15 protein-coding genes and 4 pseudogenes are annotated in these 21,168 nt (G+C 67.9%); 17 read left to right on the plus strand and 2 right to left on the minus strand.

What is annotated here, in order from left to right; genetic code table 11:
• Together P0Y60_09475 and P0Y60_09480 are read left to right on the plus strand one after the other, a co-directional pair.
• Positions 1 to 672, plus strand: a complete 672-nt coding sequence (locus tag P0Y60_09475; protein WEK59615.1) for a 3-oxoacid CoA-transferase subunit B — start codon at positions 1 to 3, stop codon at positions 670 to 672.
• On the plus strand, positions 665 to 1,867 hold the full coding sequence (locus P0Y60_09480; protein WEK59616.1) for an acetyl-CoA C-acetyltransferase: 1,203 nt from the start codon (positions 665 to 667) through the stop codon (positions 1,865 to 1,867). The genes P0Y60_09475 and P0Y60_09480 overlap by 8 nt, the downstream gene beginning before the upstream one ends.
• A 116-nt stretch (positions 1,868 to 1,983) precedes the next feature.
• Here the strand turns inward: P0Y60_09480 and P0Y60_09485 are convergent, their stop codons facing one another.
• On the minus strand, positions 1,984 to 2,283 hold the full coding sequence (locus tag P0Y60_09485) for a hypothetical protein (protein WEK59617.1): 300 nt from the start codon (positions 2,281 to 2,283) through the stop codon (positions 1,984 to 1,986).
• A 216-nt stretch (positions 2,284 to 2,499) separates the two neighbouring features.
• On the opposite strand from P0Y60_09485, the gene P0Y60_09490 reads away from it, so the two are divergent.
• From P0Y60_09490 to P0Y60_09530, 9 genes and pseudogenes are all read left to right on the plus strand, one after another.
• Positions 2,500 to 3,747 carry an MFS transporter gene (locus tag P0Y60_09490; protein WEK59618.1) on the plus strand — a complete coding sequence of 416 codons (1,248 nt, stop codon included), beginning with the start codon at positions 2,500 to 2,502 and terminating at the stop codon, positions 3,745 to 3,747.
• 63 nt (positions 3,748 to 3,810) lie between these two features.
• On the plus strand, positions 3,811 to 5,220 hold the full coding sequence (locus P0Y60_09495; GenBank protein WEK59619.1) for a trehalose-6-phosphate synthase: 1,410 nt from the start codon (positions 3,811 to 3,813) through the stop codon (positions 5,218 to 5,220).
• A gap of 71 nt (positions 5,221 to 5,291) precedes the next feature.
• On the plus strand, positions 5,292 to 6,089 hold the full coding sequence (gene otsB, locus P0Y60_09500; protein ID WEK59620.1) for a trehalose-phosphatase: 798 nt from the start codon (positions 5,292 to 5,294) through the stop codon (positions 6,087 to 6,089).
• 9 nt (positions 6,090 to 6,098) lie between these two features.
• Positions 6,099 to 7,817: a dihydroxy-acid dehydratase gene (gene ilvD / locus P0Y60_09505; GenBank protein WEK59621.1), complete on the plus strand. Its 1,719-nt coding sequence runs from the start codon at positions 6,099 to 6,101 to the stop codon at positions 7,815 to 7,817.
• Between the two features lie 52 nt (positions 7,818 to 7,869).
• Positions 7,870 to 9,651, plus strand: a pseudogene (locus P0Y60_09510) (acetolactate synthase large subunit).
• Between the two features lie 22 nt (positions 9,652 to 9,673).
• Positions 9,674 to 9,946 (plus strand): annotated as a pseudogene (gene ilvN, locus P0Y60_09515) (acetolactate synthase small subunit).
• 91 nt (positions 9,947 to 10,037) lie between these two features.
• Positions 10,038 to 10,088 (plus strand): annotated as a pseudogene (locus P0Y60_09520) (hypothetical protein).
• A 166-nt stretch (positions 10,089 to 10,254) separates the two neighbouring features.
• A pseudogene (ilvC, locus tag P0Y60_09525) lies at positions 10,255 to 11,275 on the plus strand (ketol-acid reductoisomerase).
• A gap of 139 nt (positions 11,276 to 11,414) precedes the next feature.
• Positions 11,415 to 12,680 carry an alpha-L-fucosidase gene (locus tag P0Y60_09530; protein ID WEK59622.1) on the plus strand — a complete coding sequence of 422 codons (1,266 nt, stop codon included), beginning with the start codon at positions 11,415 to 11,417 and terminating at the stop codon, positions 12,678 to 12,680.
• An 18-nt stretch (positions 12,681 to 12,698) separates the two neighbouring features.
• On the opposite strand, the gene P0Y60_09535 is transcribed toward P0Y60_09530, so the two are convergent.
• Positions 12,699 to 13,850 carry an ROK family transcriptional regulator gene (locus P0Y60_09535; GenBank protein ID WEK59623.1) on the minus strand — a complete coding sequence of 384 codons (1,152 nt, stop codon included), beginning with the start codon at positions 13,848 to 13,850 and terminating at the stop codon, positions 12,699 to 12,701.
• 202 nt (positions 13,851 to 14,052) lie between these two features.
• On the opposite strand from P0Y60_09535, the gene P0Y60_09540 reads away from it, so the two are divergent.
• From P0Y60_09540 to P0Y60_09565, 6 genes are read left to right on the plus strand one after another with little or no spacing between them, the layout of a single operon-like run.
• Positions 14,053 to 15,312 carry an extracellular solute-binding protein gene (locus P0Y60_09540; GenBank protein ID WEK59624.1) on the plus strand — a complete coding sequence of 420 codons (1,260 nt, stop codon included), beginning with the start codon at positions 14,053 to 14,055 and terminating at the stop codon, positions 15,310 to 15,312.
• 49 nt (positions 15,313 to 15,361) lie between these two features.
• On the plus strand, positions 15,362 to 16,267 hold the full coding sequence (locus P0Y60_09545) for a sugar ABC transporter permease (GenBank protein WEK59625.1): 906 nt from the start codon (positions 15,362 to 15,364) through the stop codon (positions 16,265 to 16,267).
• On the plus strand, positions 16,257 to 17,171 hold the full coding sequence (locus tag P0Y60_09550; GenBank protein WEK59626.1) for a carbohydrate ABC transporter permease: 915 nt from the start codon (positions 16,257 to 16,259) through the stop codon (positions 17,169 to 17,171). Before P0Y60_09545 ends, P0Y60_09550 begins: the two co-directional genes overlap by 11 nt.
• 2 nt (positions 17,172 to 17,173) lie before the next feature.
• A complete protein-coding gene (locus P0Y60_09555; GenBank protein ID WEK59627.1) occupies positions 17,174 to 18,160 on the plus strand; it encodes an ROK family protein in 987 nt (328 codons plus the stop codon).
• A gap of 32 nt (positions 18,161 to 18,192) precedes the next feature.
• Positions 18,193 to 19,770, plus strand: a complete 1,578-nt coding sequence (locus P0Y60_09560) for a M81 family metallopeptidase (GenBank protein WEK59628.1) — start codon at positions 18,193 to 18,195, stop codon at positions 19,768 to 19,770.
• Positions 19,767 to 21,116, plus strand: coding sequence for an alpha-L-fucosidase (locus P0Y60_09565; GenBank protein WEK59629.1), 1,350 nt, complete (start codon positions 19,767 to 19,769; stop codon positions 21,114 to 21,116). The genes P0Y60_09560 and P0Y60_09565 overlap by 4 nt, the downstream gene beginning before the upstream one ends.
• Positions 21,117 to 21,168 lie beyond the last annotated feature (52 nt).

The following is a 21,168-nucleotide window of genomic DNA, read 5'->3' on the forward strand; positions in this document are numbered from 1 at the left end:
ATGGCACTCACACGCGATGAGATGGCGGCTCGTGCGGCCGCAGAACTGCGCGACGGGTCGTACGTGAACCTCGGTATCGGCCTGCCGACGCTCGTTCCCAATTTCGTGCGCGCCGACGTGACGGTCGTTCTGCAATCAGAGAACGGCATCCTCGGGGTCGGACCGTACCCGCGGGAGGATGCCGTCGATCCCGACCTCATCAACGCCGGGAAGGAGACGGTCACCGTGCTTCCGGGCGCCGCCTACTTCGATTCGGCGACGAGCTTCGGAATGATCCGCGGCGGGAAGATCGATGCCGCGATCCTCGGGGCGATGCAGGTGTCGGCCACAGGAGACCTCGCCAACTGGATGATCCCCGGCAAGATGGTGAAGGGACCGGGCGGTGCGATGGACCTGGTGCACGGTGCCGGAACCGTGATCGTGCTCATGGAGCACCTGGCGAAGGACGGCTCGGCGAAGATCGTCGACGACTGCTCCCTCCCACTCACCGGACGCGGGGTGGTCGACCGCATCATCACCGATCTGGCCGTGATCGACATCACCGAGTCCGGTCTCGTGCTCGTCGAGACGGCGCCGGGCGTCACCATCGACGAGGTGGTCGCCGCCACCCAGCCGCCACTGATCATCCCGGACCACGTCCGGAACACGAACGCAGGAGTCGACCATGACTGAAGCTCTGCCCACCGGCGACGAGGACATCGTCATCGTCGCCGCGGCTCGCACACCGCAGGGTCGACTCAAGGGTCGGCTGGCCGCGTTCACAGCCCCGCAGCTCGGTTCGTTCGCGATCCGCGGCGCGCTGGAACAGGGCGGCGTCGACGCGTCCGATGTCGACGCGGTGGTCGTCGGTCAGGTGCTCGCGGCGGGCTCGGGTCAGAACGCCGCGCGCCAGGCGGCGATCGGCGCGGGCATCGGGTGGGATGTGCCGGCCCACTCGGTCAACAAGGTGTGTCTCTCCGGGCTCACGGCGATCATCGACGCTTCGCGCATGATCCGCACCGGTGACGCTCAGGTGGTCGTCGCCGCGGGCATGGAGTCGATGACCCGCGCGCCGCACCTGCTCATGGGATCCCGCGACGGATGGACCTACGGGAGCGTGGAGGTGCTCGACCACATGGCCCACGACGGCCTGACCGACGCGTACGACCGCGACAGCATGGGCGCATCGACAGAGCGTCACAACGCACGGTATGAGTTGACGCGCGAGGCGCAGGACGCGGTGGCCGCGCTCTCGCACCAGCGCGCGGCTGCCGCCCAGAAGGCGGGCGTGTTCGATGCCGAGATCGTCACGGTGGAGGTACCCCAGCGCCGCGGCGAGCCTGTGCGCGTCACCGAGGACGAAGGAGTGCGTCCGGACACCACGGTCGAGACGCTGGCAGGCCTGCGGGCAGCATTCGCCGAGGGCGGCTCGATCACGGCCGGCAACTCCTCGCAGATCTCCGACGGAGCATCCGCCGTCGTGGTGACGACGCGGGCGCACGCGGCAGCTCGGGGGTGGACCGTGCTGGTGACGGTCGGCGCCAGCGGGCAGACGGCGGGCCCCGACAACTCCTTGCAGGCGCAGCCCGCGCGGGCGATCGAGCGGGCGTGCGAGAAGCAGGGGATCCGTCCGGCAGACCTCGATCTGGTCGAGATCAACGAGGCTTTCGGCGCCGTGGTCGCGCGCTCTCAGACCGAGCTCGGTCTCGATTCGGAAATCGTCAACATCCACGGTGGCGGAATCGCGATCGGGCATCCGATCGGCGCATCCGGCAATCGACTCGTCGTCCATCTCGCACACGAGCTCGCACGGCGGGGAAGCGGGACCGCCGCAGTCGGCCTGTGTGGTGGCGGAGGTCAGGGTGAGGCGCTGATCCTCACGCGCTGAGGTTCCCGGAGCGGCGGTTCCAGCGTCGCCCGCGCGAGAAACCACTTCCACCGCCAGACATCACGCCGAGCGTGGTGTCTCGTGGCGGAGGTGGTTTCTCGCGGCGGCGGAGCGGGTCAGGACCGCTTGTCCTTGGCGTGGCCCTGGGCGTCGGCGAGGGCCTTCTGCGAACGGAACTGCAGGCGCTGTGCCTTCTTCGCCTTCTTGACCGACTGCGGAGAGTCCGCGTCGACGAGCACGCCGCGTCGCTCGCGGCTCATGTCGACGACCGCGCCGACCGCCAGGGCCATCGTGATGCCCCAGCTCAGCCAGGAGAGAGCCGCGCGCCACGTGATGGGCTCCGATCGCGTGCCGCGCAACAGCGATACTCCGGCCGAGATCGCTGCGATGAGTCCGGTGCTGAAGAGGTAGCGCATGCCCCTACGCTACTCGGCCCACGCGGCATCCGTCCTGAGCCTTGACAAGCGGACGTGCGCCTGACAGATGCGACTCTCCCAGCCGCGCGCGCCGTGGAGCCGCTACCATGGGGGAGTCGCGGCAGGTCCGCGGCCGCACACCGTGTATCTACCGGCCCTCGGCATTCCGACGGACAGCGGCGGCACCCGACACACGTCTTCGGACGCGCGAGAGCCATGACACAGACGCACCCTTCCTCCGAGCCCACCCTCCTCCGGCTCGCCGGCTTCCCCTACTTCCTGATCGCGTTCATCGCGCGATTGCCGTTCGCGATGATGGTCGTCGGTGTCCTCACGGTCGTCGTCTCCGCCCGCGGCTCGCTCTCGCTCGGCGGGCTGACCTCCGCGGCCGTCGGCCTCGGCACCGCGTGCTTCGGACCACTGCTGGGAGCAGCCGCCGACAGGTTCGGTCAGCGCATCGTGCTGTCGATCCTCGCTCTCGCGAACGGCGCGATGCTGCTGCTGTTCACGTCGGTGGTCTACGGCGCGGCGCCGGATGCCTTCGTCCTGCTCGCAGCGATCGGCATCGGCGCCACGGCACCCCAGGTCTCACCGTTATCGCGCTCGCGCCTGGTGACGATGATCCGCGCCCGTGTGAGCGACGGCCGTCAACCGCGCACGATCTCCGGCACGATGGCATACGAGTCGGCGGCTGACGAGACGGTCTTCGTCTTCGGACCGTTCATCGTCGGAATCCTGGCCTCGGCCATCGCGCCGTGGGCCCCGCTGGTCGGAGCCGCCATCTTGACGGTCGTGTTCGTGGGCGCCTTCGCCCTGCATCCGAGCGCTCGTGATGTCTCGCACGAACGCGGAGCGGACGGCAAGGCACCGTCGGCGGTCTCGGAGCTGTTCCGTCCGCAGCTGCTGGTCGTGATCCTCGGCATCCTCGGCGTCGGCATGTTCTTCGGCACGATGCTGACCTCTCTGACCTCGTTCATGGCCGACCGCGACGCGGCCGAGCAGGCCGGGCTCCTCTACGGGGTCATGGGAGTCGGTTCGGCCGCCCTCGCGCTCGGCGTTGCCTGGCTTCCGCCGGCGTTCTCGATGCGCGCGCGCTGGTTGGTCTTCTCCGGGATCCTTCTGGGAGGAACGCTGCTGCTCGGGTTGGTCGACTCGCCGGGAATGATGATGCTCGCTCTCGCGATCATGGGCATCGGTATCGGACCGACGCTGGTCACCCAATACAGCTTCGGGGCAGCGCTCAGCCCACTCGGACGCTCTGCGACGGTGATGACCATGCTCGGCTCCGGCATCGTGGTCGGGCAGTCGATCGGCGCCGCGGTGACGGGTGAGATCGCCGAGAGCATCGGAACCTCCGCGGCTCTGATCCTCCCGATGTTCGCGGCCGCTGTCGCGTTCGGCGCGGGCGTCGTGAACTGGGTTCTGAGCAGCCCCCGCCGCCGGCGCCGCGTCGTCGCCGCCTGAGCGGGCGCCGCGTCGCCGACTTCCTCGATAGCCTGGGAGCTACCGCTGGCGTGAGGAGTCATCTTGGTCGCTGCAGATTTCGTGGTCGTCGCCAATCGGCTTCCGGTCGACAGGGTGGACGGTCCTGACGGCGAGGTGACCTGGCGCACATCGCCCGGCGGCCTGGTCGCCGCACTCGAACCCATGATGCGCTCGGTGAACGGCGCCTGGGTCGGCTGGCCCGGTCAGCCCGGTGAGGAGCTCGCGCCCTTCGACAACGGCGGCATCCATCTGATCCCTGTCGCACTGAGCGCACAGGAGGTCGAGGAGTATTACGAGGGCTTCGCGAACGACACGATCTGGCCGCTGTATCACGACGTGATCGCGCCGCCGCAGTATCACCGCGAGTGGTGGGACGCGTACGAGACCGTCAACCGCCGCTTCGCCGAAGCAGCCGTGGCGGCCGTGGCCCACAACGGCACGGTCTGGGTGCACGACTACCAACTGCAGCTGGTGCCGCAGATGGTGCGCGAGCTGCGCCCCGACGTCACGATCGGGTACTTCCACCACATCCCGTTCCCCGCGCACGGCCTCTACGCGCAGCTCCCGTGGCGTGACCAGGTGCTGCGCGGGCTGCTCGGCGCCGACGTGATCGGCTTCCAGCGCGCGCAGGATGCCACATACTTCCTCACGGCCGTGCGTCGGCGCCTGCGTTACGACGTGAAGGGGTCGCACGTCGCCGTTCCTGACGCCGAGGGTCGCACTCGCACGGCCATCGCCCGGGCGTTCCCCATCTCGATCGACACGACCCCGTATCTCGAACTCGCGGCGCGGGACGACGTCAAGGCACGCGCCGCGGAGATCCGCGAGAGTCTCGGCAATCCGGACCGCATCCTGCTCGGAGTGGACCGTCTCGACTACACCAAGGGCATCCGCCACCGCATCAAGGCCTACGGCGAGCTGCTCGCCGAGGGTCGCCTCAAGGTCGAGGAGGTGACGCTGGTGCAGGTCGCGAGCCCGAGCCGCGAGCGCGTGGACGCCTACGTGCACCTGCGTGACGAGATCGAGCTGGCGGTCGGCCGGATCAACGGCGACACCGACACGATGGGCCACACGGCGATCCGGTACCTGCACCAGGGCTATCCCCGGGAAGAGATGGTCGCGCTCTATCTGGCCGCCGACGTGATGCTGGTCACGGCCCTGCGCGACGGGATGAACCTCGTGGCCAAGGAGTACGTCGCCACGCGGGCCGACAACCGGGGTGTGCTCGTGCTGAGCGAATTCACCGGAGCGGCTGATGAGCTCCGCCAAGCCGTTCGCGTGAACCCGCACGACATCGAGGGCGTCAAGGACGCGATCATGACAGCGGTGGAGATGTCGCCCGCCGAGCAGTCGCGGCGCATGAGGTCGTTGCGGCGGCGTGTGCTCGACAACGACGTGAACGCCTGGTCGTCGTCGTTCCTGCGCGCTCTCGCCGAGGTGCATCCGCGCTGAGCGACCCACGGCCTGGCGGCCATACTGAGAACACCCCCTCTTGAGATGACCCTGTGGTGAATGGAGAACCTGTGACGCGCGCGTGGACCCCCGGACAGCCCGATGCCGACCTGAGCGCGGTGGCCGCGACGGAACGACTCGTCGTCGCCCTCGACTTCGACGGCACGGCATCGCCGCTGGTACCCGATCCGATGGCGGCGCGTGCCCTGCCCGAGGTCGCGGCGCAGGTCGCCCGACTCTCCGCGATGCCGAACACGGTGGTCGCCTATGTGTCGGGGCGCAGCCTGCACGATCTGCGGGAGATCACCGAGCACACGGACGACTCGCCGATCGTGCTGGCCGGCTCGCACGGTGCGCAGTACTGGTTCCCCGGCGAGGGTGAGGCCGACGCGACCGGGGAGGCGACCGAGGACGGCGCGCGCGAAGCGCTCTGGGACGCTGCACGACCGATCATCGAGCGCCACGAGGGCGCGGAGTTCGAGCCGAAGACGTTCGGCATGGGTGTGCACACCCGACGCGCCGACGCAGCCGTCGAGAAGGCGGTCTTCGCCGAGATCGACGCCCTCGTCGCCGAGCGATTCCCGCATTGGCGCCGGCGGGCCGGGCACCGCGTGTTGGAATTCTCCTCGCGTACCGAGGGCAAGGATGCGGCGATGGCCGTGCTGCGCGACCGATTCGGCGCGACAGGCATCGTGTTCGCAGGGGACGACGTCACGGATGAGGACGCCATGCGCGTGCTGGGCGACGGCGATCTCGGCGTGCGCGTCGGCCCGGGGGAGAGCGTCGCTGCGATCCGTGTGGACAATCCACAAGAGATGGCGCGCCTTCTGGAGGCCCTCGCGGACGAGCGAGACGCGCTGCGGGAATAGACTTCCTGCATGTCCTCGAACGAGTCCGCCCCGAGCGCGCCTATCGACATCAAACCCCGCAGCCGTGTCGTCACCGACGGCATCGAAGCCACGACGTCACGCGGAATGCTCCGCGCCGTCGGCATGGGCGACGCGGATTGGGAGAAGCCCCAGATCGGCATCGCGTCGAGCTGGAACGAGATCACGCCCTGCAACCTGAGCCTCGACCGCCTCGCGCAGGGTGCGAAGGAGGGCGTGCACTCCGGAGGGGGATACCCGCTGCAGTTCGGCACGATCTCGGTGTCGGACGGCATCTCGATGGGCCACGAGGGGATGCACTTCTCCCTCGTCTCGCGAGAGGTCATCGCCGACTCGGTCGAGACCGTGATGATGGCGGAACGGCTCGACGGCTCGGTGCTCCTCGCCGGCTGTGACAAGTCGATCCCCGGCATGCTGATGGCCAGCGCGCGGCTCGGGCTCTCCAGCGTGTTCCTCTACGCGGGCTCGATCGCTCCCGGCTGGGTGAAGCTCTCGGACGGCACCGAGAAGGAGATCACGATCATCGACTCCTTCGAGGGCGTCGGGGCGTGCCGTGCCGGGCGCATGACCGAGGAAGACCTGAAGCGGATCGAGTGCGCCTTCGCTCCGGGAGAAGGCGCGTGCGGTGGCATGTACACCGCGAACACGATGGCATCGGTGGCGGAGGCGCTGGGGCTGAGCCTTCCGGGCTCCGCCGCGCCGCCCTCGGCCGACCGCCGCCGGGACTACTTCGCACACCGATCCGGCGAAGCTGTCGTGAACCTGCTGCGCCAGGGGATCACGACCAAGGACATCCTGACGAAGGAGTCGTTCGAGAACGCGATCGCGCTCGCGATGGCTCTGGGTGGTTCGACCAACGTCGTGCTGCACCTGCTGGCGATCGCCCGCGAGGCCGAGATCGAGCTGAGCCTGCACGACTTCAACCGCATCGGCAGCAAGACGCCGCACGTCGCCGACATGAAGCCGTTCGGCAAGTACGTCATGAACGACGTGGACCGCCACGGCGGCATCCCGGTGATCATGAAGGCCATGCTCGACGAGGGTCTGCTCCACGGCGACGCGCTGACCGTGACCGGCAAGACGGTGGCGGAGAACCTGCGCGACCTCAACCCTGACCCGGTCGACGGCGATGTCATCCACACGTTCGACAACCCCATCCACGCCTCGGGCGGCATCACGATCCTGCACGGCTCGTTCGCCCCCGAGGGCGCGGTGGTGAAGTCGGCCGGCTTCGATGCCGACGTGTTCGAGGGTCCGGCGCGTGTCTTCGAGCGTGAACGTGGCGCGATGGACGCTCTCGCCGCCGGCGAGGTCAAGGCCGGTGACGTCGTCGTCATCCGCTACGAGGGCCCCAAGGGTGGACCCGGCATGCGGGAGATGCTCGCCATCACCGCGGCCATCAAGGGCGCGGGGCTCGGAAAAGATGTACTACTCTTGACGGACGGACGATTCTCAGGCGGCACAACCGGCCTGTGCATCGGCCACATAGCACCCGAAGCGGTGGACGCAGGTCCTATCGCCTTCGTGCGCGATGGTGATCTGATACGGGTCGATATCGCAGCTCGCTCTCTCGACCTACTCGTCGACGAGGCAGAGCTCGCCTCCCGCCGCTCTGGCTGGGAGCCGCTGCCCCCGCGCTATACCCGTGGCGTTCTTGCCAAGTACTCACGCCTCGTGCGGTCCGCCGCAGAAGGTGCGACCACCGGCTGAATCACGTCGGCACGTCTCACGTCCGGCGCCACCCTCAGATCCAAGGAAACTCATGACCGCAGATTCCGCGTCGGCCGTGCCACGGCCGCCATCCCGACAGACCACCTCACCCGATCTCACGGGTGCCGAGGCCGTCGTCCGCTCGCTCGAGCTCCTCGGTGTGACCGATGTCTTCGGCCTCCCCGGTGGTGCCGTCCTGCCGCTGTACGACACGTTGATGGGCGACAACCAGCTCCGCCACATCCTCGTCCGCCATGAACAGGGCGCAGGCCACGCCGCCGAGGGATACGCCGCGGCGTCGGGCAAGGTCGGCGTCGCCATCGCGACCTCGGGCCCGGGCGCCACGAACCTCGTCACGGCGATCGCCGACGCCTACATGGACTCCGTGCCGCTGCTGGCGATCACGGGTCAGGTCTTCTCGAACCTCATGGGCACCGATGCGTTCCAGGAGGCCGACATCGTCGGCATCACGATGCCGATCACGAAGCACTCCTTCCTCGTGAAGGACGCAGCTGACGTTCCCGCTGCGATCGCCGCGGCGTATGAGATCGCCTCCACCGGTCGCCCCGGACCCGTACTCGTCGACATCACGAAGGATGCACAGCAGAACAGCGCACCGTTCGTCTGGCCCCCCAAGGTCGATCTGCCCGGGTACCGCCCGGTGACGAAGGCCCACGGCAAGCAGATCCAGGCTGCCGCAACGCTACTCGCGGCCGCCAAGAAGCCTGTGCTGTACGTGGGCGGCGGCGTGATCCGCGGCCGCGCGTCGAAGGAGCTCCTCGCACTCGCCGAGACCACCGGCGCGCCCGTCGTGACGACCCTGATGGCACGGGGAGCCTTCCCCGACTCGCACCCGCAGCACCTCGGCATGCCCGGAATGCACGGCACCGTTCCGGCCGTGCTCGCCCTCCAGGAGGCCGACCTCCTCGATCTCGCTCGGCGCGCGTTTCGACGACCGGGTCACCGGCAAGGCGGCGCTGTTCGCGCCGAACGCCAAGGTCGTGCACGTCGACATCGACCCGGCCGAGATCTCGAAGATCCGCACGGCGGACGTGCCGATCGTGGGCGACGTGCGCGACGTGCTCGTCGACCTCGACGCCGCCTTCCGCGAGCGATCGGCGACGCCGGCTCCCGACACCGAGGAGTGGTGGTCCTACCTCGACGGACTGCGCGCGGAGTTCCCGCTCGGGCTACACGCCGTCCACCGACGGGCTGCTCGCCCCGCAGTACGTGATCCAGCGCATCGGCGAGCTCACCGGGCCCGAGGGCATCTACGCCTCGGGCGTCGGGCAGCACCAGATGTGGGCCGCGCAGTTCATCAAGTACGAGCGTCCGAACGCCTGGCTCAACTCCGGCGGTGCGGGCACGATGGGCTACTCGGTGCCGGCCGCGATGGGCGCGAAGGTCGCCGAGCCCGACCGCCCGTCTGGGCGATCGACGGCGACGGCTGCTTCCAGATGACCAATCAGGAGCTCGCCACCTGCGCGATCAACAACATCCCGATCAAGGTCGCGATCATCAACAACTCGTCGCTCGGCATGGTGCGCCAGTGGCAGACGCTGTTCTACGACGGCCGTACTCCAACACCGACCTCAACACCGGCCACGGCACCGTGCGCATCCCCGACTTCGTGAAGCTCGCCGAGGCCTACGGCTGCCTCGGCGATCCGCGTCGAGAAGGAGGAGGAGGTGGATGCCGCGATCCAGCTCGCGCTCGAGACGAACGACCGCCCCGTGGTGATCGACTTCGTCGTGAGCGCGGACGCGATGGTCTGGCCGATGGTCCGCAGGGCGTCAGCAACAGCTACGTCCAGTACGCCCGCGATCACGCCCCGCGTTCGAGAGGAGGACTGAGACATGTCGACCCACGTTCTGAGCCTTCTGGTGGAGGACACGCCCGGTCTGCTGACCCGTGTCGCCGGGCTGTTCGCCCGCCGCGGCTTCAACATCGAGTCGCTCGCCGTGGGCGTCGACCGAGGTGCCGGGGCTCTCCCGCATCACGGTCGTCGTCGACGTCGAGGACTCCCGCTCGAGCAGGTCACCAAGCAGCTCAACAAGCTGATCAACGTCATCAAGATCGTCGAGCTCGACCTTCGCACGTCGGTGCAGCGCGAGCACATGCTCGTCAAGGTGCGCGCCGACAACGCGACCCGCTCGCACGTGCTCGAGGTCGTCAACCTGTTCCGCGCCTCGCGTCGTCGACTACGCGCCGGACGCGCTCGTGATCGAGGTCACCGGCGACAAGGGCAAGGTCGAGGCGCTGCTGCGCGCGCTCGAGCCCTTCGGCATCAAGGAGATCGCCCAGTCCGGGCTCCTCGCCATCGGCCGCGGCGGTCAAGAGCATCACCGAGCGCGTCCTGCGCGGCTGACCCTCCAGCACACTCAGGGCCGCACGGTCCGCATCAACCACGAACAAGGAGAAACACCCGTGGCCCGAGATCTTCTACGACGACAGACGCAGACCTGTCGCTCATCCAGGGCAAGAAGGTCGCGATCGTCGGCTACGGCTCGCAGGGTCACGCCCACGCGCAGAACCTGCGCGACTCGGGCGTCGAGGTCGTCATCGCCCTCAAGGAGGGGTCGAAGTCCGCCCCGAAGGCCGAAGAGGCCGGCTTCCGCCGTGAAGACGGTCGCCGACGCCGCCGAGTGGGCCGACCTCATCATGATCCTCGCGCCGGACCAGCACCAGCGCACGATCTACAGCGAGTCCATCGCACCGAACCTCGACCGAGGGCAAGACGCTCGCGTTCGCGCACGGCTTCAACATCCGCTTCGGCTACATCGACGCGCCCGAGGGCGTCGACGTGATCCTCGTCGCCCCGAAGGCGCCCGGGTCACACCGTCCGTCGCGAGTTCGTCGCCGGTCGCGGCATCCCCGACATCATCGCCGTCGAGCGTGACGCATCGGGCAAGGCCTGGGACTCGCGCTCTCGCTACGCGAAGGCGATCGGCGGCACCCGCGCCGGCGTCATCAAGACCACCTTCACCGAAGAGACCGAGACCGACCTGTTCGGCGAGCAGGCCGTGCTCTGCGGCGGCGTCGCCACCTCGTCCAGGACGGCTTCGAGACGCTGACCGAGGCCGGCTACCAGCCGCAGATCGCCTACTTCGAGGTGCTGCACGAGCTGAAGCTCATCGTCGACCTGATGTGGGAGGGCGGCATCGCCAAGCAGCGCTGGTCGGTCTCCGACACGGCCGAGTACGGCGACTACGTCTCCGGCCCGCGCGTCGTCGACCCCCGACGTCAAGGAGAACATGAAGGCGTGCTCGCCGACATCCAGTCCGGCGCGTTCGCGAAGCGCTTCATCGACGACCAGGACAACGGCGCCGACGAGTTCCTCGCAGCTGCGCGCCAAGGGCGAGCAGCACCCGATCGAGGTCACCGGCAAGGAGCTGCGTTCGCTCTTCGCCTGGAAGCAGCAGGACGAGGACTACGTCGACGGCAGCGCCGCTCGCTGAGTCTCATCGTGAGCTGATTCGATCAGCGTAGGAACGGGCATCCCTTCGGGGGTGCCCGTTCTCCGTTATGGGCGGCCTTTCGAGGTGAAACATCGGATGTCTATGCGAGGATGGGGGTATCCGATCTTGAGAGGGAATGATGACTGACGACTGGTTCGAGACCGCCCGCTTCGGCATGTTCGTGCACTTCGGGCTGTACAGCGCCGCGGCACGGCACGAGTGGGTGCAGAACTACGAGCGACTCACCGATGCGGACTATCGGCAGTACTTCGATCACTTCGATCCGGATCGCTTCGACGCCCGGGCGATCGCGCGCACGGCGAAGGATGCCGGTATGGGCTACGTGGTGCTGACGACCAAGCACCACGACGGATTCTGCCTCTGGGACTCCCGGCTCACGGACTACACGGCGCAGGTCGCCGTGCAGCGTGATCTGGTGCGAGAGCATGTGGATGCACTTCGGGCCGAGGGGCTCAAGGTCGGCCTCTACCACTCGGTCATCGACTGGCATCACCCCGACTTCACCGTCGATTGGAACCACCCGCGCCGCGACGATGCGAATGCCGCGGATCTCAATGAGGGACGCGACATGGCTCGCTACCGGGAGTACCTGCACGGGCAGGTGCGGGAACTGCTGACCGAGTACGGCGAGATCGACTATCTGTTCTTCGATTTCACCTATCCCGAGAGCAAGGACGGATGGTCCGGAAAGGGCCCGGACGACTGGGATGCCGAGGCGCTGTTGGCACTGTGCCGCGAGCTGCAGCCCGGAATGCTCGTCAACGATCGCCTCGGAATCCCCGCGGACTTCGTGACGCCGGAGCAGTATCAGCCGACGGCGCCGATCGAGCGCGACGGGGTGCCGCTGACCTGGGAGGCGTGCCAGACACTCAACGGATCGTGGGGCTACCACCGCGACAACACCGACCAGAAGTCCGCGACGATGCTCACCCAGATGCTCGTGGATTCCGTGTCGATGAACGGCAACATGCTGCTCAACATCGGACCGGACGGCAGGGGAGCGATCGCCCCCCGCGATGCGGACACCCTGGCGCAGATCGGGGCGTGGTTGGAGCTGCACCGCGATGCCGTGGTCGGTGCGGGCCACGCATCGTTCGTGCCGCCGCGCGAGGGCGTGTACACGCAGAAGGGGAATCGGCTGTACCTCAGCCTCTCCTCCTGGCCTCTGGGCTTCGTGCACCTTCCCGGTCTCGCGGGGCGCGTCTCGTACGCCCGCCTGCTGAACGACGGCTCCTGGCTGAACACGAGCGTCTCGGATCCGCAGCAGCAGGCGGACCTGATGACGCCGGCGGGGGAGGATGAGGGAACGCTGACGGTGCACCTGCCCGTGCGTCGCCCGGAGGTGCTGCTGCCGGTTATCGAGCTCACGCTGTCGGGGGAGTGAGCCTCCGGTGGCGGCGGCTCAGGCTGTCGCCACCGGGATGTCCAGTCCTTCGAGCGCCAGACGCGCAGCGCCGTGGAGGATGGCATCGGCGCCGGTCGTCGCGGCTTCGATCCGCAGTCGTTGGGTCGCGAGGGGATGGCACGCCTCGTAGACCCGGCTGCGCACGGCCGCGATGAACGGTTCCGAGGCGCTCATGCTCCCGGTCAGGAACACCGCATGGGGGTTGAAGAAGTTCACGACTCCGGAGAGCGCCTGACCGAGATGGGTGCCGGCCGTGCGCACGAGGGTGGTCGCCTCAGGGTCCGCGTCGCGCGCGAGGTTCAGCACATCGGCGGTCGTGTGCACCGCTTCGTTGCCACGGGCTCGCATCTGTCGCACCAGACTCGCGCCGCTGGCGACGGTCTCGAGGCATCCGGTGTTGCCGCAGGAGCAGGGGATGTCGCCGCTGCCGTCGATCCGGGTGTGGGTGATGTCGCCGGCCGCGGCTGTCGCTCCGCGGTGCACGCGTCCGTCGACGATGATGCCGCTGCCGATCGCGGTGCCCGCCTTGACCGTGATGCTGTGATGCGTGTGGCCGAACTGCTCGCGGTGCTCCCCGAGCGCCGCGAGGTTGGCATCGTTGTCGACGACCACGGGTACCCCGTAGTGCGTGGAGAGATGTTCTCCGACGCGGAATCCGGGCCAGCCGGGCATGCGTGAGGGCTGGTCGACGGATCCTGACTCGATGTCGACCGGACCCGGCAGGCTCACGCCGATCGCGTGGATGCGCGCGCCGTCCGACAGGGCGTCGAAGACGTCCGCGATTCGCGCGAGCGTGGCCTCGGGGCCCTCCGTCAGATCGATCTCGATGGATCGGGAGCCGCGGAGAGCTCCGCTCAGGCTGTGGCGTCCGACCCGGGCATGTCCACCGCCGAGATCGGCGGAGAGCACGACACCGTCTCCGGCGATCTGCAGCACGCGAGGCCGTCGTCCACCGCTCGATGTACCTGCCCCCGCCTCTTGCAGCACTCCGGCATCAAGGAGTGTCTGCACGCGCAACCCGACGGTGGAGGCCGCGACACCGAGCCGGGAGGCGAGTTCGCTGCGCGAGCGGGCCTCGCCGCGGGCGACGAGGTCGAGGATGCGTCGCGAATGCGGATCCTCGGCGGGTCGATCGGCGGGGTTCGTCATGAGGATCCTTCGTGTCGGAGCAAGGTCAGCGTATCCGGGGCGGCGTCTGTTTCGTGAAGGTTACGAATTATCAAGGACTCATAAACATCGGATGTTCGGCTTGCACGGCCCGAGGAAGTGTGACAGCGTAACTTCATACGAAATCCTACTTGGTTATTTCTACTCCCGAATTAACCTTCCTTCCTTCCCGAGGAGACATTCAATGAAGAAGATGCGCGTAGGCGCCGTGGCCGCGGTCGCGGGCGTCGCCGTGGCGATGACCGGTTGTGCGAGCACCGGCAGCGCCGGCGGTTCCGCAGACGGTGACACCATCGTCGTCGACATGTGGGCCGGCAGTGAGACGGACGTGGACGCACTCGAGGCCCAGGTCGCGTTCGCCCAGGAGCAGAACCCGGACATCAAGATCAAGCTGCAGACGTCGCCGTGGAGCGACTTCTTCACCAAGCTCACCACGAACATGGCCAGCGGCAACATGGCCTGCATCACGGGCATGAGCGGCGCGCAGCTGGGCGGCTACACCGGTGGGTTCCGGGAACTGAGCGCGGCAGACCTCAAGACGGCCGGCATCGACTGGGCGGAGTTCAACCCCAGCGCCGACGGCATCCTGAGCTTCGAGGGCAAGGTCTACGGTGTGCCGTTCGACGTCGCCACCATGCTCGTCTACTACAACCAGGACCTCTTGACCGCGGGCGGCGCGACGACGCCGGAGATCGGCTGGACGTTCGACGATTTCGACGCGATCGCGGCGGACGCCACGAAGGACGGCAAGTACGGCTTCGGCATGGGCATGGGCGGCTACCAGTGGATGTCGATGCCGATCGCGTACTCCGCCACGCAGCCGGCCTCGGAAGACGGCACGCTCCACATCGATGACGAGGACTTCGTGGAGGCATCCACCTGGTACGCGGAACTGGTGACCGAGAAGAAGGTCGCCGCTCCCGTCTCGTCGGCATCCGACACGGGCTGGGGCGAGAACCAGTACACCGGCGGCAATGCCGCGATGGCTGTCGACGGTACCTGGAACGCGGTCAGCTACCTGAACAACGAGTCCGGCTTCGCGGCCGGGATGGTGCCGCTTCCCGCAGGCGTCGACGGCAACCCCGGTCCGATCCTCGGCTCCGGCTACGGCATCTCGGCGAACTGCGAGAACCCCGAGGCCGCGCTCAAGGTGATGGGCTCGCTCCTGGGCGAAGACGCGCAGGACTACATCGCGTCGTCCGGCCGTTCCTACCCGGCGCGCATCTCCTCCCAGCCGCTGTACTTCGAGTCCATCGACGAGGAGTACCGCGAGCAGGTGCAGTCCGTCTTCGAGGCGGCTTTCGCCGACACCGTGCCGCTGTACATGACGAAGAACTGGCAGAAGCTCGACAGCTACATCCAGCCCAACCTCGTCAGCGTCTACAACGGCCAGATGTCGATGGAGGAGCTGCTGACCAACGCGCAGACCCAGTTCGGCGAGTGACCGGACTTCGTCCGCAGCAGCAGTACCAGAGAAAGAACAAGAAACTGAGATGACGATCACGACGAGACGTCGAGGATCGCTCGCCAAGGTGGAAGGCCGTCAGGCGCTGGGCTTCGCAAGCCCAGCCCTGATCGGTCTCGCCGTGTTCACGATCGTGCCCGTGGGGCTGTCGATCGTGATGAGCGTCTTCGACTGGCCGACATTCGGCGAACGAACCTTCAACGGTGTGGACAACTACGTCAAGCTGTTCACCAGCAGTCCCGACTTCTGGCCGGCGCTGCGCAACTCGGCGGTGTACACGCTGCTCTACGTGCCGTTGAGCGTCGCTCTCTCGCTCGTGCTCGCTCTCGGGCTCGGCCCGCGGATCCGCGGGCGTGGGGCACTGCGCGTGCTCTTCTTCATCCCGGTCGTGACGCCGATGGTGGCGAACGTGCTCGTGTGGAAGATGATGCTGCAGCCCCAGGGACTGTTCAACGGACTGTCCCAGACCTGGTTCGGCATCCAACTGCCCAACTTCCTGGCCGACCCGTCGTGGGCGATGATCATGGTCGTCGTGATGAGCGTCTGGCAGGGCCTCGGCTACAACATGCTGATCTTCTCGGCTGCACTCGAGCAGCTTCCCGAAAGCGTGCTCGAAGCGGCGAGCATCGACGGTGCGCAGGGATTCCGGCGGGCCTGGAGCATCATCATCCCGATGATCTCTCCCTCCATCTTCTTCGCCACCATCATGACGATGATCACGTCGCTGCAGGTGTTCGTGCAACCGCAGATGCTCACCGGTGGTGGCCCCGGCAACGCGACGAAGCCGCTCGTGATGTACATCTGGGAGCAGGGCTTCACCTTCGGCGACCTCGGCCTCGCTGCGGCTGCGGCATGGATCCTGTTCGCCATCATCATCGCGATCACCGGTCTGCAGTTCGCCGCACAGAAGAAGTGGGTGCACTATGAGCACTGAGACCGTCACCACGCGCACGCCCCGTGCCGAACGTGAACGCCGCGATCGCGGGCGCTCTCGTGGAGCGACCACGACGCCGGGGGCGCGCATTCGCCTGATCCTCGCGCATGTCGGCATCTACATCGCTGCGCTGATCTTCATCTCCCCGCTCATCTACGCGTTCTTCTCCGCGCTCAAGCCGAACGCCGAGATGTTCTCCATGCCGCCGACGCTCGTGGGTTCTGAGCTGCGGTGGAGCAACTTCGTGGACGTCTTCGCCTACGGACCCTTCGTCACCTACATCATGAACTCGTTCATCGTGGCGATCCTCGGCACCCTCGTCGTGCTGGTCGTGTCGACCACGGCGGGTTACGCCTTCGGTCGTCTGCGCTGGAAGGGCCGTGATGCGGTCTTCGTGCTGTTCCTCGCGACGTTGATGGTGCCGGCCGAGGTGCTGGTCATCCCGATGTTCCAGGTGATGCAGTGGTTCGACTGGGTGGACACCTACCAGGCGCTCGTGCTGCCCTTCGCCTTCGGCGCGTTCGGGACCTTCCTGATGCGGCAGTTCTTCCGCGGCATCCCCTACGAGCTCGAAGAGGCTGCCCGTGTCGACGGCGCGGGCCCCGTGCGCTCGTTCCTGCAGATCATCCTGCCCCTGTCGAAGTCCGCGGTCGCGGTGCTCGCGGTGTTCACCTTCCTGACCTTCTGGAACAGCTATCTGTGGCCGCTGATCGTCACGGTGGACTACAACGCCCACGGGACGCTCCCGGTCGGACTCGCGAGCTTCGCGGGCCTCACCGGTACGCGGTGGGATCTGCAGATGGCCGCCGCGATCATCTCGATGATCCCCACGACGCTGCTCGTGATCGTGCTGCAGAAGCATCTGGTCAAGGGCATCGCGATGGCCGGCCTCGGCGGACGCTGATCATGATCGACCCCCAGCAGGACAGGACCACCATGCCCTTCATCGACCCGCCGGCATACGCCGTCGGCATCGTCGGCATCGTCGGCATCGACATCGGCGGCACCAAGATCGGCGGACTGCTGGTCTCCGACGACGGGGCGGTGCTGGCGCGCGGCAGCGTACCGGCACCGGCCAGTCTCGGGGGTGGAGCGATGGCGGATGCCGCCGCGGCGCTCGCACTCGACCTCGCCGCGCGCGCCGATGTGGCGCTGGCGGCTGTGGGCGTCGGCGCCGCCGGTGTGATCGACCACGCGACCGGCACCGTGCGCGCGGCCTCTGCGACCTTCGTCGACTGGGCGGGTTTCCCGCTGGCCGATGAACTGGAGTCGCGACTCTCGGTACCGGTGCGGGTCGAGAACGACGTGAACGCGTTCCTCCTCGGCGAGGTGGCCGCGGCGGACCGCTCGGAGCATGACGTGCTCGGAGTCATGCTCGGCACCGGCGTCGGCGGTGCGGTGATCATCGACGGTGAACTGCGCCACGGCCCCCACGGTGCAGCCGGCGAGATCGGTCACACCCCGGGATACAGCGATCTCGTCTGCACCTGCGGCCAGATCGGACACCTGGAGACGCTCGCGTCGGGCACCTCGATCGGGCGTCGCTACGCCGAGCTTGCCGGGGGCGAGGTCCTCGACGCGCGCGTCGTCGCCGAGCGCGCACGCGCCGGGGATGATGCGGCGATCGCCGTGTTCCGCGCGGCGGGCCGAGCGCTCGCCCTGGCCTGCGCGAGCGCTGCGACGTTGCTCGACCTTCCGCACGCGATCGTCGGCGGGGGAGTGTCGAGCGCGTGGGACCTGCTCGAGCCCGCGATCGAGGACACCCTGCGCACCGACTCCCCGGTATCCGGGCTCCCGTTGCGCATCACCCCGGCCAGGCTCGGAGGCGACGCGGTCGCGCTCGGAGCCATCGAGACGGCTCGACGCGCTCTCGTGCTCGTCGGCGCCCCCTGACCGTGAACACCGCACCGACCGAGGAGCCGCACGTGACCGAACGACCCGACGCCAGCGAGATCTGGATGGGCCCGCTGCCGCCCATCACCGACGGCGGGCTGTCTCGTCCGCGCATCGGTATCGCCGGGATCTCGATCGAGTCGAGCACCTTCTCCCCGCACATCTCCGGCGAGGAGGCGTTCACGATCCGCACCGGTGACGCCCTGCGTGAGTACTATCCCTTCCTCGACGAAGGACGCGAGCTGGCAGGCGCCGCCGAGTGGGTGCCGCTCACCCATGGGCGATCGCTGCCCGGCGGTGCCGTCGATCCCGAGACCTATCAGCGCATGAAGAACGCGATCCTCGCCGGCATCCGCGCGGACGGCCCGTTCGACGGGTTCTTCTTCGACATCCACGGCGCGATGAGCGTGGTGGGGCTGGACGATGCCGAGGGTGATCTCGCGACCTCGGTGCGCGAGGCGCTGGGCGAGGACACCCTCGTCTCCACGTCGATGGATCTGCACGGCAACGTGTCCGAGGTGCTGCGCGACGCGGTCGATCTGCTCACCTGCTACCGGATGGCGCCGCACGAGGATTGGTTGAACACCAAGGAACGGGCGGTGTGGAATCTGCTCGCCCGCCTGCGGGGTTCGCACGGAGCGGATCCGCGCCTTCGTCGTCCCTTCAGTGCCTGGGTGCCGGTTCCGGTGCTGCTCCCCGGTGAGAAGACCAGCACCCGGATGGAGCCGGCGGCAGGGATCTACGCACAGCTTCCCGAGATCGAAGCCCAGGACGGCGTCGTCGACGCGTCGGTGTGGATCGGCTACGCCTGGGCGGACGAGCCCCGATGCCAGGCCTACGTCGTGGTCACAGGTGACGACCGGGTGCTCATCGCCCGGGAGGCGGAGCGTGTCGCGCGAATGTTCTGGGATGCGCGCGCGGACTTCGTCTTCGTCGCCGAGACGGGGACGCTCGAGGAATCACTCGCCCGCGCTCTGGACGCGCAGGCGCCGCATCCCTATCTGATCTCCGATTCCGGCGACAACCCCACCGCCGGGGGAGCGGGCGATGTCACCTGGACGCTCGCCCGACTGCTGGAGCGGCCCGAGCTCACCGACAGAAATCGCACGACGCTCGTCGCCTCGATCTTCGACCGGGCTGCGGTGGAGCGGGCCGTGGCCGCCGGCGAAGGGGCGACCGTGACTCTCGATGCCGGAGCCGGTGTCGACGACGGGCCGCACGGCCCCGTGGCGATCAGCGGAACCGTCTTCTCGATCACCGAGGGCGACCCGGTCGCCGGCACGCAGGTCGTGATCGCGGTCGGCGGTGTGCATGCCATCATCACGGAGCGGCGCAAGCCGTTCCATCACCTCGACGACTTCCGGATGCTGGGACTCGAACCCACGACGGCAGACATCGTCGTGGTGAAGATCGGGTACCTCGAGCCCGAACTCTATGAGCTGGCTGCCGGATGGACCCTCGCGCTCACACCCGGTGGCGTCGATCAGGATCTGCTCCGCCTCGGGCACCACCGCCTCCGCCCCGGTGTCTACCCGTTCGACACGCAGGGCGAGCCGGACCTGACCGCCGTGGTCACCCGCCGCGGTGAGAGAGAGGACGACTCCGCATGATGAACTTCGAGAAGCGCACAGGACCCGAGCTCGGCGACGCCGCGCCGGAGTATCCGACCCGCGATGTGCCGGAGTGGTACCGCGATGCGAAGCTCGGATTCTTCGTGCACTGGGGTCTCTACTCGGTGCCCGCGTGGGCCGTGCAGCACGGCGAGGGAGTGAACATTCCCACCGAGGATGCCTATGCCTGGCACCAGTACGCCGAGTGGTACGGCAACACGGTGCGCATCGCCGGAAGTCCGACCTGGGAGCGGCACCAGCGCCTGTACGGAGCCGGCACGTCCTACGAGGATCTCGCGGACCGATGGGACGCGTCGGCCTTCGATGCCGATTCGTTCGTTGCCGAGCTGGTGGGGGCGGGAGCGAAGTACATCGTGCCGACCACCAAGCACCATGAGGGTTTCTGTCTCTGGGGTACGGGCACGACCGATTTCAACGCCGTCGAGCGAGGGCCTCGTCGAGACCTCATCGCGGAGTTCCACGACGCCACGCGCCGTGCCGGCGCGAAGTTCGGCGTCTACTTCTCCGGGGCGCTGGACTGGCACGTCAGCGACTTCCCGGCGATCGAGTCCGACACCGACCTGTTCCGGTACCGCCGTAATGACGAGCACTTCGCGCGGTACTCCGCTGCCCAGCTCGACGAGCTCGTCCAGCGGTTCTCGCCGGACATGCTCTGGAACGACATCGAGTGGCCGGATGGTGGCAAGGGGAGTGATGACTTCGCGGTGGCCGCCCTGCTCGAGCGCTATTTCGACGCGGTACCCGACGGAGTGGTCAACGACCGCTGGGGCGTGCCGTTCCACGGCGTCCTCACCCGTGAATACACCGACGTCCCGGAGATCATCCCGGAACCCTGGGAGTCGACGCGCGGCCTCGGCTACTCGTTCGGCTTCAACCAGGCCGAGGACTCCGGGCACTCGCTGTCTGGCGCGGCATTGATCCGACTGCTGGTCGACGTGGTCGCCAAGAACGGCAACCTCCTGATCAATGTCGGCCCGGCCGCTGACGGCTCGATCCCGGAGCTGCAGCGCGCCGCGATGCGCGAGCTCGGCTCCTGGCTCGAGATCAACGGACAGGCGATCTACGGCACACGCCCGTGGATCCGTATGGGCGAGTCGGTGGGTGCTCCGCTTCGGTACACGCGTACGGGTTCGGTGGTGCATGTCCTCGCGCTCGAGCCCAGTGCGGGGGAGTTCCTCCTGGCGCCGGAGTTGCGATCCGCCGGGTTGCGGTGGGCGGACGGCAGCGAAGCCCGGGCCGTGCAGCGTGACGGGCAGAGCGTGGTGGTCATCCCGGACGAGCGTCGATCGGCGGCCGTCGTGGTGCTCTCCGCAGAGACGGCCTAAAGCGAGAACTCCTGACGGCGCCGTGGAGCAGTTGCACGGCGCCGTCGAGCAG

The organism is Candidatus Microbacterium colombiense (assembly GCA_029203165.1).
GTDB classification, from domain to species: domain Bacteria; phylum Actinomycetota; class Actinomycetes; order Actinomycetales; family Microbacteriaceae; genus Microbacterium; species Microbacterium colombiense.

Bases quoted from the DNA above. Each gene is read 5' to 3' on its own strand.
- P0Y60_09565 (WEK59629.1), top strand. From the start codon at position 19,767: ATGATGAACTTCGAGAAGCGCACAGGACCCGAGCTCGGCGACGCCGCG.
- P0Y60_09530 (WEK59622.1), top strand. From the start codon at position 11,415: ATGACTGACGACTGGTTCGAGACCGCCCGCTTCGGCATGTTCGTGCAC.
- P0Y60_09555 (WEK59627.1), top strand. From the start codon at position 17,174: ATGATCGACCCCCAGCAGGACAGGACCACCATGCCCTTCATCGACCCG.
- P0Y60_09475 (WEK59615.1), top strand. From the start codon at position 1: ATGGCACTCACACGCGATGAGATGGCGGCTCGTGCGGCCGCAGAACTG.
- ilvD (WEK59621.1), top strand. From the start codon at position 6,099: ATGTCCTCGAACGAGTCCGCCCCGAGCGCGCCTATCGACATCAAACCC.
- P0Y60_09480 (WEK59616.1), top strand. From the start codon at position 665: ATGACTGAAGCTCTGCCCACCGGCGACGAGGACATCGTCATCGTCGCC.
- P0Y60_09490 (WEK59618.1), top strand. From the start codon at position 2,500: ATGACACAGACGCACCCTTCCTCCGAGCCCACCCTCCTCCGGCTCGCC.
- P0Y60_09540 (WEK59624.1), top strand. From the start codon at position 14,053: ATGAAGAAGATGCGCGTAGGCGCCGTGGCCGCGGTCGCGGGCGTCGCC.
- P0Y60_09535 (WEK59623.1), bottom strand. From the start codon at position 13,850: ATGACGAACCCCGCCGATCGACCCGCCGAGGATCCGCATTCGCGACGC.
- P0Y60_09485 (WEK59617.1), bottom strand. From the start codon at position 2,283: ATGCGCTACCTCTTCAGCACCGGACTCATCGCAGCGATCTCGGCCGGA.
- P0Y60_09545 (WEK59625.1), top strand. From the start codon at position 15,362: ATGACGATCACGACGAGACGTCGAGGATCGCTCGCCAAGGTGGAAGGC.
- P0Y60_09550 (WEK59626.1), top strand. From the start codon at position 16,257: ATGAGCACTGAGACCGTCACCACGCGCACGCCCCGTGCCGAACGTGAA.